We start from the raw sequence: 17784 nt of genomic DNA, 5'->3' as shown, positions 1-17784 counted from the left end.
TTTTAACTCAATTCCTATCATCTCACATTTACCCAGAGCGTATCGGCGGCATTTACAGCCGTAAATATCCCAAGGCCATTTTCAATATTGGAGGCTGCGGTTACAATACTGCCCGAATGATTGCTGTTGTCTTCGTAAAGTGCTGCATATTCAGGCTGTATGCGATAAAGGATCACAGCATGTCTTCCATAATATGAAAATCTGCCTAAGGCCAATTGTTGCTGCCCGGATTTTATTGGAGGTAGCCTAAAGACAGGCGCGGGTTTTTCAATGATTTTGTCCCCAATGTTAAAAGTGATGGGTTGCGGGTTTGTCTCAATATTCTTTACTACCATTAAATGATAGGCCTGTTCTGGATTTTGCCAACGGAAAACGATAGGATCCGGGATTTGCATACCCGGACCTATTTGTGGCACTACCATTTCAGTGGCTGTAGCTGTTATTATGCCCGGTGACATGGGCACTTTCGTTTCAGCACTAATTTCCCGGCCATTATATATAAAAGATAATCGGTAGGTATCCCCGGCAACAACATTAGCATGTAGCAGTTCATATTTGCCCGGCATGGTCTCTGATAACGTTTCAACCTTCCCGGAATGAATAACCTGCACCTGCAAACCACTAACAGGCATAAGAGTATCTGTGCTGCCATACAAAATTTCGCGGGTAACGTTTACTGTTATTGGTTTACCAGGAGCAAGATAGCTTTCTACTACAGCTAAGGGATCTGGTACTGTGTTATTCTCTTTTGTGCAGGAAACACCGGCAATACACATGAGTATGGCGAATGTTATTGCTTTAAAGGGTTTATAGTTTTTCATGATGATCTTTTATTATTTTAGTTTTATACTCAAGCTGAGATTCGGTGTAAATCCCAGGTATTTTACATCCGTTTCAACGATTTGGTCTTCCACAATGTCATAGTTTTTATACCAGATATTGGTTTGGTTATATAAGTTGAAAAAAGATATGCCCAGGGCCCCGTTAAATTTGCCAGGCCTCCCAAAATTATAGGTCACAGCTGCATCCAGGCGATGGTAGTCTGGTAGTCTGAACGCATTTTTTTCTGATACATTAAGGTAGGTCTGTTTGCTGCCGTCTAACAATGTGACCTGGTAACCTCCGGTTGGTGCTGTGTAGGGTTTTCCGGTAAGGTACATCCAGCTCACCGAGAGATCAAACCGGCCAAACCGATAACTCTGCAGGATTTTAAATTCATTTCTAATATCATTGGAAGCATAGAAAGGGCCAGATCCGTAGATATCAAAACTATTGGTCACTTCTGCCAGGGTATAACTTATCCAGCCGTTATATCGTCCTGTTTTCTTTTGCAACAGCAAATCAATCCCTTTCGCCAGGCCTGTCCCTTCATAAAAAAGATCGGCAACCTCAGTTATTCCTGCACTGGGCTGGAACCTCATCGTGTACTCAGATAGCCCATTCATTTGCTTTACGTAGGCCTCAGCATCTAACAGGAAGGAATTGTTTTCCCAGCTCATTCCTGCCGAATACTGTGTGGAAGAACTCACAGGCACCAGGTCGTTGTCTGTAAGCAGCCAAAAATCCCGGCTTCCGCGCAATATATCTTCCCGTATGACCCTTTTTGCAAACTGGTAATACCTGCCTGCAGTACCTTTTAATTTCAACAGCTCTGTAAGCTGGTAGTGTGCCCGCAAACGTGGTTCCGTATACCAATTTCCGGTGGGAGAAAACCAGGTTGTCCGTATGCCTGGAACCACATGAAGCTTATAGTCAAGTAATTTGATCTCATCTTCAAGGTACAGGGCAACCGTACTTCCGGCAGACTTTCGGTCAATCAGCTTTGTAGTGTCGTTACGGGAGTAATTGTAAGAAACATCCTGATAGTTGTATTGTATGCCGAAACCCAATAGTTGTGCTTGCGAAACCGCCCATTTCCAGTCTGTTCTGAGAGCATAATCGTATAGCTTATTGTCTTCAATGGTGCCACTCCGGAAATTCCGCTGCACACCCAGGGAGTCAGTAATGCCGCTGCTGAAGGTATTGGTACGCTCACTGTAATAGCTGGAATAGCTGAGCAGCGTGTTGCTGTATACCCTTGGGTTCCATTGTTTGCCCCACTTTAAGCTTGTGCCGGTATTGCCCCAGGCCGCCTCATCCGTATTGCTGGTAAAAAAAGAAGAGAGCCTGCCCAGACGCCCACCTCCAGCCGCCTGTATATTATTATCCATATAATCATGGCCGTTATATATGCTCCAGGTAAACACGTCACCACTATCTAACCTGTAGGTAAGCCTGAAATTCAGGTCATCAAAAAATGATTTGACCTCAGATGTTCCCCTGAACCGCTCACCAATTCCCCCAACAGTACGCTGTGGCTTGTCGTCAATTGTAGCCTGGTTTTTTAGCTTGTCATAAAATGAGGTTTCAAAACTGCGTCTATAAGTAAAAATTGCTGACATTTTTTTCCCGACAGGCGTTTCAATGAATCCGTTTAAACTCAATAGTCCCATGTCCAAGCCTGCATTAAACGTATTTTTGTTTCCTTCTTTGCCGGTGATGTCCATTAAAGCGGAAAGCCGTCCACCATACTTCGCATCGAAACCGCCCTTAAACAACTGAACATCTTTGATCGCGTTGGCGTTAAAAGCACTGAAAAACCCAAATAGATGGTCTACATTGTAAACCGTGAAACCGTCGAAAAGAACAAGATTCTGATCGGGTGTTCCACCTCTCACGTATAATCCAGCCGACTGCTCATTTCCGGCGCTTATCCCTGGCATCAGTTGGAATGCCCTGAAAATATCTTTTTCACCCAAAGAAGGGAGTGAAGCAATCAATTTAGGGTTCATACGGATCATTCCAGCTTGCTGGTTTAACTTAAAAGGGGCCGCGGATCCGGCACTAATCTTTATTTCCTCAAGTATACTGCTATTCGTTTTAAGGCGGATGTCAAGGTTGTGCCTGTTTTCGGCCAGGCCAATAATCCGGTCAAAAGCGGGATAACCAATGCAGGTGAAGCGCAGGGTTAAAATTTCGAAATTTCCGGTAAGCACAAAATAACCATCGGCGTTGCTAGCCGTGCTGAATCTAGTACCAAGGGCCGAAACGGTAACCGAGGGTAAGGGTTCTCCGGTTGCTGCGTCGGTTATTCGTCCTGATACCTGGGTAATCTGAGCACGACAAAATAAAATGCTGAACAATAGCATCACTGTAGTAAATGTAAACTTCATATCCTCATTTATAATTAATTAAATTCAACCATTTTTTAAATGGATGATGAGGCAAAGAAAAATTACGCCTGCATTAACAGCAATGATAAATGTAGGGAAGCAGTAAAAATAGACACCGAAGCGGAATATAGAAGAACGAAAAACTGACTGGGATATTGGAAGATAGGTCAGCGCATTATATTTCGACAAGATTAGTTTTAGCTATCAGCTGTTTGTCTACATCATATGCAATTATCCCTTCCTTAGTGGAACTAAGTTGTTCAAGAAGCTTTCCTTCAGCAGACCATATGGAACTTGTTCCTGCTGCATCAAAGTCCTCGCAAGTGCCAGCAAAATTTGCCATTAGTACAGGAATCGAGTGAAGCTTTGCAAGGGAAGAGTAAATTGGTCCAGCCTTTTTACAACCCTCCTCAGACTTGGCGACGCTTACTAAATAGAAATCTGCGCCTAATTTTTTTGCGTTTTGGCAATGCATATTATCTAAGCTCTCATAACAAATCGCAGGGGCAATATTTTTACCGTGAACATCTACAATTGTTTGTGTTTGTCCGGCTACAAAATAAGGTAATTCGTCAGGATGTAATTTTTGCTTGGCGTAAATCTGCATTGACCGGTCGGGCTGAAATATCAGCAAGCTGATATTAATACCCTCCATGCATCGTACCGGAGCACCAAGAATAATTGTGAGTTTATGCGCATTGCTCATATGCTGGAAAATTTTTAGTCTGGAATCTTCTGGTTTAATCACTAAGTTTTTAGCCATTCGTGGTTCATATCCGGTTAATGAAAGTTCCGGGAACAGAATGATATCAGCGTCCATTTGAATTGCCCTGGTTATAAATTTGATGTGAGCATTAATATTTAGCGAGATATTCCCCCTAAACGGTTTTGTCTGAGCAAGAGCTATTGTCATATCATTTTTGAATTTAAATCCGGGACGTCAATTTAGCATATTCTTACCAAATCTTCGGAATGGTTATCCTAATTTTTACACGAACTGGCCTAATACTTTATCTGATGCGATACAGGCTTATGGGATGAAAGCGTCGTGCCAAAAAATGACAAAATAGAATAGTAATTTATGGCTATCAGATAAGAATTCTGTAAGGACACCCCTTATTTTTATTACGACATCATCAATCATTATCGATGTAGAAATTATTTATATAAAGGTTAATATGAAAAGAACAAATTTAATGCTCAAAAGTGTTGTGGTAATACTTGGCATATCATTTGGCATGGGCGGATGTAAGGAAGCCGAACTTACCGGTTTACAAGACGAGGAAGGCAGTCCAGTGTCAAGGTCGACCGGAGATTTTCAGGCCATGTTAGCTGGAGAGAATCCCTTTACCGTATTGTCTTTTAATGTAAAGCATGATGCGGAAGGAGAAACGCGCCTGTCGCAGCGGAAAGATTATATCCGCCAGATTATTGTGAACAAAAGCCCGGATGTTTTCGGAGTTCAGGAATTCTCTGACGACTTCTTTAAAACCTGGTTCAGGAACGAAATGTCTGCTTTGGGATATGGAGAATATTATGATGACTCAACGATAACTACAACTACTCCGAAAGCTATTTTTTTTAAAAATTCAAGATTTACGCTTCAACGCAGTGGCATGAAAAAATTGGGTCCATATCCCATTTACGATTTGGCTAGCTGGGTGGTGCTACAGGACAAAATTACTTCCAACAGGTATCTAATTAGTAACAGCCACTGGAAGTATAATGATCAGACCACCAGAGTTGCCAATGCTAAGGCATTGTATGAATTGATTGATTCGGTAAATACCGATCATCTTCCTGTAATCGCATTCGGCGATTTTAATGCCCAACCAGGTACCAAAGAAATTGATACACTTAAAAATGGCCTGGATGTAGTTGATGCACTTGGTGATAGTGAGGGTGATTTCACTTTTCACAATTGGAATGGAGTTGATATCAAAAAGATAGACTGGATCATGAGCGACAGGAAAATGGCATTCACCAGCTGGGAGGTGATTAAAACGAAGTTTGGTAACTATTGGCCTTCGGATCATTACCCCGTTATGGCAATTTATGTTCCCGGCATATTTGACGGACCACATACCGATGCAAATGGCAAGAGTGCGAACGCAAATACCAAATTTTACTTTGCTGATGTTAACGGAGATGGAAAAGATGACAAAATTTACTGGCTTCCAACCTACGATAGCGGAAAGCCACAGGTGTTTTTATCCAATGGAAATGGCACATTTGCATCGCCAGCAGTTACACATACCGCATCTGCTTCAACAGCAACTACCACCAGGTATTATTTCGCAGATGTGGATGGTGACGGAAAAGCTGACCTCATCCGCTGGGACCCAACTTTGAATAGTGGCCATACCAGGGTTTATTTGGCCACAAGTAACGGAAATTTCAGTTCAACTGTAGTTGATAATACTGAAGGCACCAGTGCCGGTACAACTACCCAGTACCATTTTGCCGATGTAAGCGGTGATGGAAAAGCCGATAAAATTTACTGGAACTCAACCTTTGATTCGGGTAAAACGCGTGTTTTTCTGGCTACGGGTTCAGGGCAATTTAATGGAACAGCAGTTGCAGGTTCTGTGGGGGCCAGCACAACAGCCGGTACCACATTCTGGTATGCGGATCTTAATGCTGACGGCAAAGCGGATAAAATACTTTGGCATCCTACGCTAAATGGGGGCCAGACGATGGCGTATCTTTCCAATGGAGATGGTAATTTCACGGCTTCATCATCATTCAGTTCCGGTGCTACGAGTGTATCTGCAAATACAAAATTCTATTTCTCAGATATAGACGGGGATGGCCGTGCAGACAAGGTATATTGGAATCCTGATAATTACCTGGGAAAATTAAAAGTATATTTTGCCAGGACCAACAATGCTTTTCAAGGCCCTTATTACAGTTTAAGGGGTACCTCACAGAGTGCCAATACCCAATTCTTTTTTGCTGATATCAGTGGTCAGGCAGGGGGAGTACGAAAAGCTGACCAGATCCGCTGGAACTATGCAGAAAATACCGGAGAACTCCGTAATTATTTTGCTTACTAACGATTTCCTACAGTTAGGGTGGATTCGGAATTTCCGCCCTGACTGTTTTATAAAAATAATGTGTAAGTTGCTGTAAAATGTTATCACACAAGTTCACTGTTTTCTGGATTTCCTTATTACGATTTCTTATTAAACCAGATTGTTAATACGATTCCCATATATTGCATTTTCATTAACCAATCGCCAGCATGGACCAGTCCAAGTTGCCACTGCATATTGTCCCATATTATTGCACCGGCCATCCCTACTGCATGAAATGCTACCCAGAGTAAAAACATTAAGCCTGAGGTCCATCTCCAGTTTGATAAGGCCATCGAAATTATAAGAAACTCAATTACCAGGGCAGCAATAATTTCACGGACAGGTGCGAACACGATGGTCCACTTAGGAATGGCCGGATTGGGGGCACTTCTGTATTTTTCCCAAATGGTTCCAAAGAGCAACGGGCTATACCAAAGCATGCTTAAAAGAAATGCCGTTATTCCAGTCACCAATACAGCACTATAATTGATTGCTAGTTTTTTTTGATGCATTTTTTCTTGTAAAATTATTTGCAAAATCCTGTAAAAGATTGTCTGTTATGTTCCAGGTGAGGCAAGTTCTCTAATCTCGACACTTGTATTTTCTCCCTGAAGTATCGGACACTTCTTTGCGATTATAATTGCGTCATCAAAAGAATCTGCATAGATAAGTATATAACCTGCCACGGATAGGTTTTCTGATGTGTACGGACCTTCAATAGTTGTATCTTTAGGTTTAAGTACAACACCATCCTGTGAAAAATGATTTCCACCATCTGCCAGCTGTTGCGTGGCAGCGATCCCCTTTAGCCAGGCCATCCATTGCTCCATGTAAATTTTCATCTGTTCTTTGGAAGGCTGTGCCTCTGGATTGGTGATATCCATTCTGAATAGTAGTGCAAATTGCTTCATAGTGTTCTATTTTAATGAACACAAACATAAGCCACATTTACATTTTGTGAATTGATATAGGTCAAAATCGCTCTACTTCGATTTTAACCTGCTCAAAGTTTCTTCTCTGATATCCAGGTAAGAGGCCAATGATCTGTTTGACAGCTTTTGAATCAAGATGGGTTTTTCCTTTAGTACCAGATCATAACGTTGTTTGGCCGAAAGTGTAACCAGCTGTTCAATTCTTTGGTTTTGGTACGAATAGGCCATTTCCAGTATCTTTTGATAAAAAGATTTCCAGGCATCCATCTCTTTGTTCAGCCGAAAAAAGTTAGCGTGGCTGATAGCAAGCAGTGTTGTATCTTCAGTGGCTTCAATGATTTCAGCAGAAGGGGTTTGATTAATAAAACTTGTTAATGCAGTTCCAATATTACAGTCAGTCATTACAAAGCGTGTTTTCTCCATTCCGTTTTTGTCAAGAAAATAAGTACGCAAACAGCCGTTGTTAACATAATAGAAGGCATTACATACTTCGCCCTGTTGTAACAAGACTGTGTTTCGTTTTACAACCTTTAATTTGAAAAGTTCAGTGATGCGCTCAAGCTCTGTTTGATTAAAACCAGCGAGGTGCAGCAGTAAGTGTTTAAGTCTGTCTTTCATAATAAATGGTAATTCGAATTTAAGTAATTAATCAGGATTGTCTCGTTAAATCTCGTCTTCTAAAATGATTTATTTTACTTCTATATAGCCAATCGAAGGATCTGAGTCGTCTTATACTATATTAATCGATTGATAGCTGTACAATTCACATATGGAAATTAAAAACATTGGTCAGTTACTTGACAAAGTCAGATCAGGTAAATCTTCTGCTGAAGAGCAAGTTTTGCTTGAAGCCTGGCTTCATCAATACAATATGGAAGGGCCGACGGGATTGTCTGATGAAGATTTTCTGAATGCCAGGGCAAATATGCTTCATGCAATTAATCAGGCAAGATTGCATCCTGTAAAGAGAACCCGGTTATGGTATCGGCTTGCTGGTATTGCTGCTGCGGTTATACTAATGGTTTTTGGTGCCGGTCTTTATTATTATATAAACCATAAACCTGAATTTAAAGACGGCGCTGGTTATTCCAATGATGTGTCGCCGGGCAGGCAGGGCGCTACGCTTACGTTGGCCAATGGCAAAACAATAAGGTTAACTGATGCAGTGAGTGGCGAAATTGCAAAAGAAGCGGGGATAAGTGTAACTAAAACTGCCGATGGGCAGTTGATTTACGAGATGAAATCTCCTATGGAGCAGGAAAGCAAACAGGCTTATAATACCTTAACAACTTCCAGAGGGGAATCTTACATTCTGATTTTACCTGATAGATCAAAAGTCTGGCTAAATGCCGCATCAAGCTTAACCTATCCTGCTAACCTGGGCGAACAAAAGACGCGCAAGGTACGCTTAGAGGGGGAAGCTTATTTCGAGATTTCTAAAAATAAGGAGCAGCCTTTTAAGGTGGAGAGCAGGGGGCAGGAGGTAGAGGTACTGGGCACTCACTTTAATATAAATTCATATGCCGATGAGCGTACAGTAACCACAAGTTTGCTGGAGGGTAGTGTTAAGGTGATTGCTGAAAAAAATATGAATGCCCTTTTACTTAAACCTGGTCAACAAAGCAGATTGTCTGGTAATGCAGAACTTGACCTGATGCCGAATGTTGATGTGGAAGAAGCCGTAGCCTGGAAAAAAGGCTATTTCCAGTTTAATGGGGAAGACCTTCATGCCGTGATGCGGCAATTGACGCGCTGGTACAATGTAGAGGTTGATATGGTAAATATGCCACATAAGGAGTTTTATGGTGCAATCCGCAGAGATGTAAAATTATCTCAGGTATTGAAGATGCTGGAGTTAACCGGTAAAATTAATTTTAAGATAGAAGTTGAAAATAGTCAGGGTTATGAAAGGAGGAAAATTATGATCCGATAAGTACGAAACAGAAATCTTGTAAACAGATCAGAATGGTGAGACATTTCTGGTCTGCCATCAAGCCCTAATCATCGCTGCTAAGCAATTCATCAAAGCCACCTATAGTATAGGTGAGCTGGAACAGGTATGGGTTATCCACCAAATATAAACTAACAAAAAATGATCACAAAAAACCAAAAAAGAACAGCAATCTATATTGCAATTGTGCTAAGTATTGCCGGATGCAGGAAGGTTGAACAGGAAGTTACTACAGACCAGCGTTTGTCGCCGTATACCACATCAGATGCAAATCCGTTGATCGCAATCAGCGGACTCAACCCTTTTAAAGTCATGTCATTTAATGTGCGGCACAATGACCTAAATGATTCGCTGAGTATTCTGCAAAGAGCTCCCCTGATCAAACAAATTATAATTGATAATTCCCCCGATATTTTCGGCTGTCAGGAATATTCCGATAATGACTTTTCGTTTCCGTTTGCTAATGAAATGGCGACGCTTGGGTATGGTGTCTATTTTGATGAAGCTGCGTCGGGAGCGGGAAACCCAAGGGTTATATTTTTTAAAAACAGCAGGTTTACCATGGAGGGTAATGGTACCTGGGCTATTGGGGGAGGCAATACTGCCACTTGGGTAGTATTGCTGGACAACACGACCGGTAAAAAATACTTTGTGAGCAACAGCCATTGGCAATATGATTCTGCAGCAGTCAGGATAGCAAATGCGCGCAATCTGGCTATAGGAATCAATACCTATAATACGCAAAATTTACCAAAGATCGTATTTGGTGATTTTAACGCTGTACCCGGAACTGCTGAGATCGATACCTTAAAAAACAGGATAGACCTGGTGGATGCACTTAATGAGAACATTGGTGGTCCGACATTTCATGGCTGGACAGGGAATGGGATCAAGAAAACGGATTGGATGATGAGTGACAGGAGCATGGCATTCCTATCCTGGCAGGTAATTAAAACAAGATATTTAGTTGATGGCCGAGCAAGATGGCCTTCTGATCACTGGCCCATCATGGCAACCTATGTGCCTGCAGTACTGGGTGGCACACATACAGATGCCAACGGAGGAAGTGCGGTTGCTACAACAGACTATAGCTTTGCTGATGTAAACGGAGATGGGAAAGACGATAAGATATTCTGGCGGTATAACTATGACAGCGGTAAAGTACGGGTATTTTTATCTAATGGAAATGGTACTTTTGCTGCTGCAGTAACACATGCGCAGTCTGCTTCTTTAAAAACTACAACCAGGTTCTATTTTGCTGATGTAAACGGGGACCAGAAAGCAGATCTGATCAAATGGGATTATGATCTGAATTCCGGACACACTTTAGTGTACCTTGCTACCAGCAATGGTAGTTTTAGCGCTACTGCTATTGACAATGGCTCGGGACCAAGTGGTGTAGCTGCTACTGTTTACAATTTTGCAGATGTAAACGGTGATGGTATGGCTGATAAGATTTTTTGGCGACATAACTTCGATTCGGGCCGTACACGTATTTATCTGGCTATTGGTGGGGGGCAATTCAGTACTGCTGTGCAGGCAGGTACTGCTGGCGCCAGCGAAATTGCGGGCACCATGTTCTGGTATGCCAGGTTAAACAATGATAATTATGCAGATAAAATACTTTGGCACCCAACGGCAAATGGGGGACAGACCATGGCATTTTTATCCAATGGAGATGGCTTTTTTACAGCCTCACCTGGTTTTAGTTCTGGCGCGACAAGTGGACAGTCCGATACGAAATTCTATTTTGCGGATATAGATGGAGATGGTCTGGCCGATAAAGTTTACTGGAACCCCGGTGAGTATTTAGGAAAGTTAAAGGTTTATTTCGCCCAGGCCAATAATACTTTTCAAGGCCCGGTTTATTCACTGCGCGGAACTTCCCAGAGCGCCAACACCCAGTTCTTTTTTGCAGATATCAGCGGTCCGGTTGCCGGGCTGAGAAAGGCCGATCAGATCCGCTGGAATTATGCGGAAGATGGTGGAACAATGAAAAATTATTTTGGAAACTAATATTCTTATGCATAAAATCTTAATCTTTTTACTCTTGCTCGGTGGAAGTGCTTCCAGCGGGCAGGAGCATACTGCTTATACCATTATACCTACTCCTGTAAAACTTAATGCCGGAAGTGGAAGCTATCAGTTCGATAGTCATACGCCTGTCCAGCTTATTGGATTTGCAGCGAAAAGCAATCTGGAAAATTTCGCGAAGAAAATCTTCCAGAATACAACTGTACAACATGTTAAACAGATATCCCCTCCTAAGGCAGGGAGGGGACTAACACTGGTACTTGACCCTAAATTGCCGCTTCCGGAGGAGGGCTACCGGCTAACTGTTAACAGTGCTGGTATCCGGATTACCGCTCAAACAGAACGGGGGGCTTTCTACGGTTTGCAGACTTTACTTCAGCTGATGCCTGATACTTTGGCAAAGGGGAGTGGGCGGCTTCCTTTTGTGCTTATCGAAGATTATCCGCGTTACGCTTACCGGGGACTTCACCTGGATGTTGGCCGGCATTTGTTTCCTGTTTCCTTTATTAAAGAATATATTGACCTGATTGCCCAATACAAGCTGAATACTTTTCACTGGCATCTGACCGAAGACCAGGGCTGGAGAATAGAGATCAAAAAATATCCGAAGCTAACCCAGGTTGGTGGTTTCCGTGCGCAGACATTGATCGGGCATCACAGAACCGGTCCGCAGGTATATGATGGTATGCGTTACGGGGGATTTTATACGCAAAATGAGATCAGGGAAGTTGTTGCTTATGCGAAATCACGTTATGTGACTGTAGTTCCGGAAATCGAGATGCCAGGGCATTCGGTTGCGGCACTTTCTGCCTATCCGGAGCTGGCCTGCGGAAAAGAACCGGGGCCATTTAAAGCGAGGGAGAATTGGGGCATCGCTGATGATGTATATTGTGCTGGTAAAGAAGAGACCTTTAAAATGCTGGAGGATATTCTTGATGAAGTATTGCAGTTATTCCCTTCTCCCTACATCCATATCGGGGGTGATGAGTGTCCAAAAGCCAAATGGCAGGCCTGCCAGTTTTGTCAGGAAAGGATAAAAAATGAAAAGCTAAAGGATGAGCATGAACTGCAATCCTATTTCATTCAGCGAATTGAAAGATACCTGAACAGCAAGGGAAGAAAGATCATCGGCTGGGACGAAATTCTGGAAGGCGGGCTGGCGCCAAATGCAACTGTAATGAGCTGGAGAGGTATCAAAGGTGGTATTGCTGCTGCCCAACAAAATCATAACGTGATCATGACACCTGGCTCACATCTGTATTTTGACCATCAGGAAAGTAAATCAAAAGAAGAGCCCTTAAATATTGGTAGTTTTTTGCCCTTGGAAAAGGTTTATTCCTATAACCCCAGCCCGGTTGAGCTGAATGTGGAACAACAGCGATTTGTACTGGGTGTACAGGCCAATATGTGGACCGAATATATGCCGACTGCAGATAAAGTGCGGTATATGCTTTATCCCCGTCTTTTTGCCCTTTCAGAAATTGCATGGACGCCCCTTGAACGGAAAAACTGGAAGCAATTTTCTGAACAAAGTGTTTCCAGGCACCTTGCTAAACTTGATGCCAAAGGCATTATGTTCCGGGTACCAGTACCAATTGGAGCACAAGATACCACTATATCTGCCAATCAGTTTACCCTTAACTACAAAACGCCGGTAAAACACGCGAAAGTATTTTATACACTTAACGGCTTTGAACCCAGTGCGATTGACCAATTATACACAGGTCCGGTAATATTAAAAATACCTTCAGGAGAGGAAAGAACAGTGAAATGTGTGGTGATTACTGCATCGGGGAAGCGCAGCGTGGTAACGACTACCATCATTAAGGGCTTACCCGGGCAAACAGAAATTTCACCAGTTATAAACCAATAAAAGTAGCTTTATGAAGCGATACAGATATTTAATTGCCCTTGCTTTTTTTTTCGGTTTAGCCGCATCATTTGATGGCTATGCGAATGTTCCCGGAATAAAGATCATCCCCCAACCGGTAAGTGTGCAACCAGGCCCTGGTGTATTCAAGCTGAGCAGCGCGACCAATGTTACGGGCAGTAATGAAGCCGCCCGCGAAATTGCGGGGCTTTTTGCAGAGATGGTTCGGCCATCAACCGGATATGCGTTGAGGCAGTTGGGGAAATCGAAGTCAGAGATCTCGTTTTCCCTCAACAAAAGTCGGAATGCGGTTATAGGGAACGAAGGATATGTGTTAACGATCAGCCCTTCAAAAATTGAAATTACTGCTAATGCACCTGCAGGTCTTTTTTACGGTATGCAAACAATTATGCAGCTGCTTCCCAATGAAATTGTGAGCCCGTTAAAGTTGAACAACACCTGGAACATCCCCTGTGTTCAAATTACCGATTTTCCGAGATTTGGCTGGCGGGGACTGATGCTGGATGTGAGCCGTCATTTCTTTTCCAAAGACTTTGTCAAAAAATATATAGACCAGCTGGTCAAATATAAAATGAATGTTTTCCACTGGCACCTGACTGACGATCAGGGCTGGAGGATAGAAATTAAAAGCTTGCCAAAACTTACTGCTATTGGTGCCTGGAGGGCCCCGAGAATGGGTAAGTGGTGGACAAGGGACCCGCAGTTTGGAGGAGAGGAACCGAGTTACGGAGGCTACTATACCCAGGATGATATCCGAGAAATTGTGCACTATGCCAGTGCGCGTTATGTAACCATATTGCCCGAAATAGACGTTCCGGGACATAGCATGGCGGCGCTGGCTGCCTATCCGGAATTGTCCTGTACAGGGGGGGATTTCCGGGTAAATGTTGGCAATAGGTTTTATACGCTGGAAGACAATGCACTGTGTGCGGGCAATGAGCAGACTTATGCATTTATGGATAAAGTACTTTCGGAGGTTGCGGCACTGTTTCCGGGGCAGTACATCCATATCGGCGGGGACGAGTGCTATAAGGGTTTTTGGAAAGGTTGCAGCAAATGCAATAAAAAGATGGTAGAGGAAAATCTGAAGAGCGTGGATGAGCTGCAGAGCTATTTCATCAAACGGATGGAAAAGACCATAATATCCAAAGGAAAAAGGCTTATTGGCTGGGACGAGATCCTGGAGGGTGGATTAGCACCTGAAGCTGCAGTAATGTCCTGGCGTGGATTTAAAGGGGGTATTGAAGCCGCTAAAATGAACCATCCAGTAGTGATGACGCCTACAGGCCATTGTTACCTTGATCTGTACCAGGGCGACCCGATCATCGAACCTCCAACCTATTCCATGTTACGCTTAAATAGCGCGTACAATTTTGATCCGGTACCTGAAGGTGTCGATCCAGCCCTGATATTGGGTGGCCAGGGTAACCTGTGGACCGAATCGGTGCCTAACATCCGGCATGCAGAATACATGACCTGGCCCAGGGCATTTGCATTAGCAGAATCTTTATGGTCGCCTAAAGCGGCTAAAAACTGGGAAAATTTTGTATTACGGGTTGAACATCACTTTAAACGCTTTGATATTGCGGGGACCAATTATGCTACCAGTATGTATGATGCGATCATAAAAGGTGTTAAGGCCCCCTGGCCGGAACCATTGAAAATAGCCTTATCTGCGGAAGTTAAGGGCATGGACCTGTATTATAGTTTTGATGGTACCTATCCCGATCAGTATTCGTCGAAATATACTGATACGTTAAGTATCCCACGTGGAGCAGATTTGTTCAGGGTAGTGAGCTACCGTAAGCACAAGCCTGTTGGGAAAATGATCAGCATTAGCATTAAAGATCTGGAAGCGCGTAAGTGACCATGCCTTATGATGGATCAAGGCAGCCGGTTCATAAATATGAGCCGGCTTTTTTATGTGCGATGCTTATGTTTAACTAACTTAGTGTTTTGTTTACCTATGAAATTAACTGATAACGCCCAGCTTGGGATGATCGTGGATAGTGCTCCCATTGGCATATGTATCCTTAATGCAGAAACGCTGGTTGCGGAGATGCTAAATGATAAGTTTTTGGAGATTGCGGGGAAGCCCAGGGAGGCAATCCTGGGCAAATGGTACTGGGAGGCTTTTGCCGAAGCAAAAGAATATTTTGAGCGGGCCTTAGCTGAGGTGGTGATATCAGGTGAGCCTTATTATGCCGATGAGGTTAAGCTCATGCTGGTCCGGCACGGCAAACAGGAATGGATCTATGTGACATTTGTTTATGCTCCGGTAAAAAATACGGATGGGCAGGTAACCAAGGTTGCGGTATGGGTGCTTGAACATACTTCGCAGGTACACGAGCGCCAGAAAGTAACTGCTGAACGCGAGGCTGCCGAACGCGAACGCGACAGGCTTTACAATTTTTTTAGGCAGGCTCCGGCTGGGATCTGTGTGATGGCTGGCCCAGATTTTGTCTATGAGCTGGTTAACGTCAATTATCAGGCGCTGCTTCCGGGACGTGAACTGCTGGGCCGGCCAATGTTCGAGGCGGTGCCGGAACTGATCGGTACACCACTGGAACAGGTGCTGAAAGAAGTTTATGCTACCGGCAAGCCCAAAGAGTTTTCAGAGCTTCTTGTCCCATTTAATGAATATGAAGGTGGCCCTACAGTGGACCGGTATTTTACCTTTAGCTATGTACCGCGGTTTGATGCACAGGATATGGTGGACGGGATTTTTGTGTTCGCTTATGAGGTTACCCATATTCTGCAGAGCAAGTTTGCAGCCGAGCAGGCGGTAAATAATTTACAGCAGATCATTGATATCCTTCCAGCCTCAGTGGTGGTGATCAGGGGGGATGACCTGATTGTAGAAATGATCAACAACTCCAATCTCAATTATTGGAAAAAAAGCAAAGAAGAGGTGTTGGGAAGGCCATTCCTGGAAATTCTGCCAGACCTTGCCGATCAGCCATTTGCCGGACAGCTTCGCGAGGTGATGCGCACAGGCGAAGTGCTGGATGTTAAGGAAAGCCCTGTGTTGTTTACCATGGCTGATGGATCTATCCGCGAAACGTTTGTGGACTATACCTATCAGCCCTTATCGGACATTAAAGGAAACATTACAGGTGTACTGGTCATGTCCTTTGAAATTACAGACAGGGTTCATTCGAAAAGGATGCTGGAAAAATATGCAGAGGAACTGGCCATTTCCGAAGCAAGGTTCAAGTTTGTGATCCAGGAAGCGCCTGTTGCAATCGGCGTTCTCGCTGGCAGGGAGCTGATCGTAGAGTCCGCAAACGCCAAGATACTGGAGGTTTGGGGCAAGACAAAGGAGATTGTGGGAATGAAATTGGAAAAAGCGCTTCCAGAGCTTCAGGGGCAGCAATTCCTTGGTATTCTGGATGAAGTTTTTACTTCAGGCATTGCATTTCATGCCGAAGAGATCAAAGCAATGCTTGAGCATGATGGTGAGCTGAAAGAATTCTTTTTTAATGTGGTGTATCAGCCAGTGGCAAACGCTTCGGGCGCAACCGCTGATATCCTTGTAGTAGCGGTTGATGTTACTGCACAGGTCCAGGCCAGAAGAAAGGTTGAACACGCAGAGGTGATGTTGCGTCATGCGCTCGAGGCTGGTAATGTTGGCACCTGGAATATACATACCGAAACCCGGAAAATGATTGCTTCTCCGAGGCTGAAAGAGCTTTTTGGTTATGACCAGGAAGATGAAATGGAGCTGGCCCACGCCATAGCACAGATCGATGAGGAACATAGGGAAGCGGTTGCCCATGCAGTCGATGATGCTATCCAAAATGGTGGAAACTACGATATTTCCTATAAGGTGATCGGATACAGGGACAAAAAGGTTCGCTGGGTGCGGGGCCTTGGCAACCTTGCTGTAGATGAATCGGGTAAGTTTACAACATTTACGGGAGTGATCATGGACATCACTGATATCAAAGAGGACGAAATAAGAAAGAACGACTTTATCGGCATGGTGAGCCATGAGATGAAGACTCCCTTGACCTCGCTCAATGCCTATCTGCAGCTAATGCAGCGCAAGGCCGGCAAAGGCGAGGTGATTGCTGGTCAATCCTTTGAGCAACCACTTAAGCAGGTTCGTCAGCTGACAGCTTTGATCAATGGTTTCCTGAATGTCTCGCGTCTGGATGCGGGTAAGATCCACATTGAGAAGAGCCGTTTTGATATTGCCGAAATGATTGCGGAGGTTTACACCGAGCACATTGATCTTTACAGTACGCATCAGATTACCAGTGATCTCAAAGCGGGAATTTATGTGGAGGCTGATCGGGCAAAGCTTTCCCAGGTGGTCAACAACCTGATGAGCAACGCGGTGAAGTATTCTCCTGTAGGGTCAAAAATTATGATATCCTGCGCTCCGGTTGGCGATTTGGTAAGGGTTGCTGTTTCAGATCGGGGGATAGGGATTGATCAGGCTGATCTTGAAAAACTCTTTGAGCGTTTTTATCGTGTAGAGAACAATACGAATATATCGGGTTTTGGGATCGGACTTTATCTCAGTGCAGAGATCATTGATCGTCATGGTGGGAAGATCTGGGCGGAGAGCGAACGGGGCAAGGGTTCAACGTTTTACTTCGAACTACCTATTGCTGAGCATGACGGAGGATAGGTTGATCAAAATGGTTTAATTCTGATATATATTGCCAATCAAAAAGCA

At 43.7% G+C, this 17784-nt stretch carries 12 protein-coding genes; 6 read left to right on the top strand and 6 right to left on the bottom strand.

All coding sequences use genetic code 11. The features are described from left to right. Nucleotides 1-17: 17 nt before the first annotated feature. The 3 genes from HDC92_RS12635 to HDC92_RS12625 form a co-directional block, all read right to left on the bottom strand. On the bottom strand, nucleotides 18-821 hold the full coding sequence (locus tag HDC92_RS12635) for a DUF4249 family protein (protein WP_183874952.1): 804 nt from the start codon (nucleotides 819-821) through the stop codon (nucleotides 18-20). 12 nt (nucleotides 822-833) lie between these two features. Continuing rightward, a complete protein-coding gene (locus tag HDC92_RS12630; protein WP_183874950.1) occupies nucleotides 834-3212 on the bottom strand; it encodes a TonB-dependent receptor in 2379 nt (792 codons plus the stop codon). 175 nt (nucleotides 3213-3387) lie between these two features. Next, nucleotides 3388-4125 (bottom strand): carbon-nitrogen hydrolase family protein, encoded by a 738-nt coding sequence (locus HDC92_RS12625; protein ID WP_183874948.1) that lies wholly within the window; start codon nucleotides 4123-4125, stop codon nucleotides 3388-3390. A 265-nt stretch (nucleotides 4126-4390) separates the two neighbouring features. On the opposite strand from HDC92_RS12625, the gene HDC92_RS12620 reads away from it, so the two are divergent. Further along, a complete protein-coding gene (locus HDC92_RS12620) occupies nucleotides 4391-6268 on the top strand; it encodes an FG-GAP-like repeat-containing protein (RefSeq protein ID WP_183874947.1) in 1878 nt (625 codons plus the stop codon). A 116-nt stretch (nucleotides 6269-6384) separates the two neighbouring features. Here the strand turns inward: HDC92_RS12620 and HDC92_RS12615 are convergent, their stop codons facing one another. The 3 genes from HDC92_RS12615 to HDC92_RS12605 form a co-directional block, all read right to left on the bottom strand. Further along, nucleotides 6385-6801, bottom strand: coding sequence for a DUF1761 domain-containing protein (locus HDC92_RS12615; RefSeq protein ID WP_183874945.1), 417 nt, complete (start codon nucleotides 6799-6801; stop codon nucleotides 6385-6387). 45 nt (nucleotides 6802-6846) lie between these two features. Continuing rightward, entirely contained in the window at nucleotides 6847-7200 is a 354-nt protein-coding gene (locus HDC92_RS12610) for a YciI family protein (RefSeq protein WP_183874943.1), read from the bottom strand. Between the two features lie 72 nt (nucleotides 7201-7272). Next, nucleotides 7273-7839 (bottom strand): Crp/Fnr family transcriptional regulator, encoded by a 567-nt coding sequence (locus tag HDC92_RS12605; RefSeq protein ID WP_183874941.1) that lies wholly within the window; start codon nucleotides 7837-7839, stop codon nucleotides 7273-7275. Between the two features lie 151 nt (nucleotides 7840-7990). Between HDC92_RS12605 and HDC92_RS12600 the strand changes: the two genes are divergently transcribed. The 5 genes from HDC92_RS12600 to HDC92_RS12580 all read left to right on the top strand — a co-directional run bounded on the left by HDC92_RS12600 (nucleotide 7991) and on the right by HDC92_RS12580 (nucleotide 17736). Continuing rightward, nucleotides 7991-9154 (top strand): FecR family protein, encoded by a 1164-nt coding sequence (locus tag HDC92_RS12600; RefSeq protein WP_183874939.1) that lies wholly within the window; start codon nucleotides 7991-7993, stop codon nucleotides 9152-9154. Nucleotides 9155-9313: 159 nt separating this feature from the next. Then, entirely contained in the window at nucleotides 9314-11188 is a 1875-nt protein-coding gene (locus HDC92_RS12595; protein WP_183874937.1) for an FG-GAP-like repeat-containing protein, read from the top strand. A gap of 7 nt (nucleotides 11189-11195) precedes the next feature. Beyond that, entirely contained in the window at nucleotides 11196-13079 is a 1884-nt protein-coding gene (locus HDC92_RS12590) for a beta-N-acetylhexosaminidase (protein WP_183874935.1), read from the top strand. A gap of 10 nt (nucleotides 13080-13089) precedes the next feature. Beyond that, nucleotides 13090-14964: a beta-N-acetylhexosaminidase gene (locus HDC92_RS12585; RefSeq protein WP_183874933.1), complete on the top strand. Its 1875-nt coding sequence runs from the start codon at nucleotides 13090-13092 to the stop codon at nucleotides 14962-14964. A gap of 99 nt (nucleotides 14965-15063) precedes the next feature. Then, a complete protein-coding gene (locus HDC92_RS12580) occupies nucleotides 15064-17736 on the top strand; it encodes a PAS domain-containing protein (protein WP_183874931.1) in 2673 nt (890 codons plus the stop codon). Nucleotides 17737-17784: the final 48 nt, after the last annotated feature.

It is taken from the genome of Pedobacter sp. AK017 (genome assembly GCF_014200825.1).
Lineage (GTDB): Bacteria > Bacteroidota > Bacteroidia > Sphingobacteriales > Sphingobacteriaceae > Pedobacter > Pedobacter heparinus.
The sequence above is the reverse complement of the archived record's forward strand: the minus strand, read 5'-3'. Positions and strand labels throughout refer to the sequence as shown.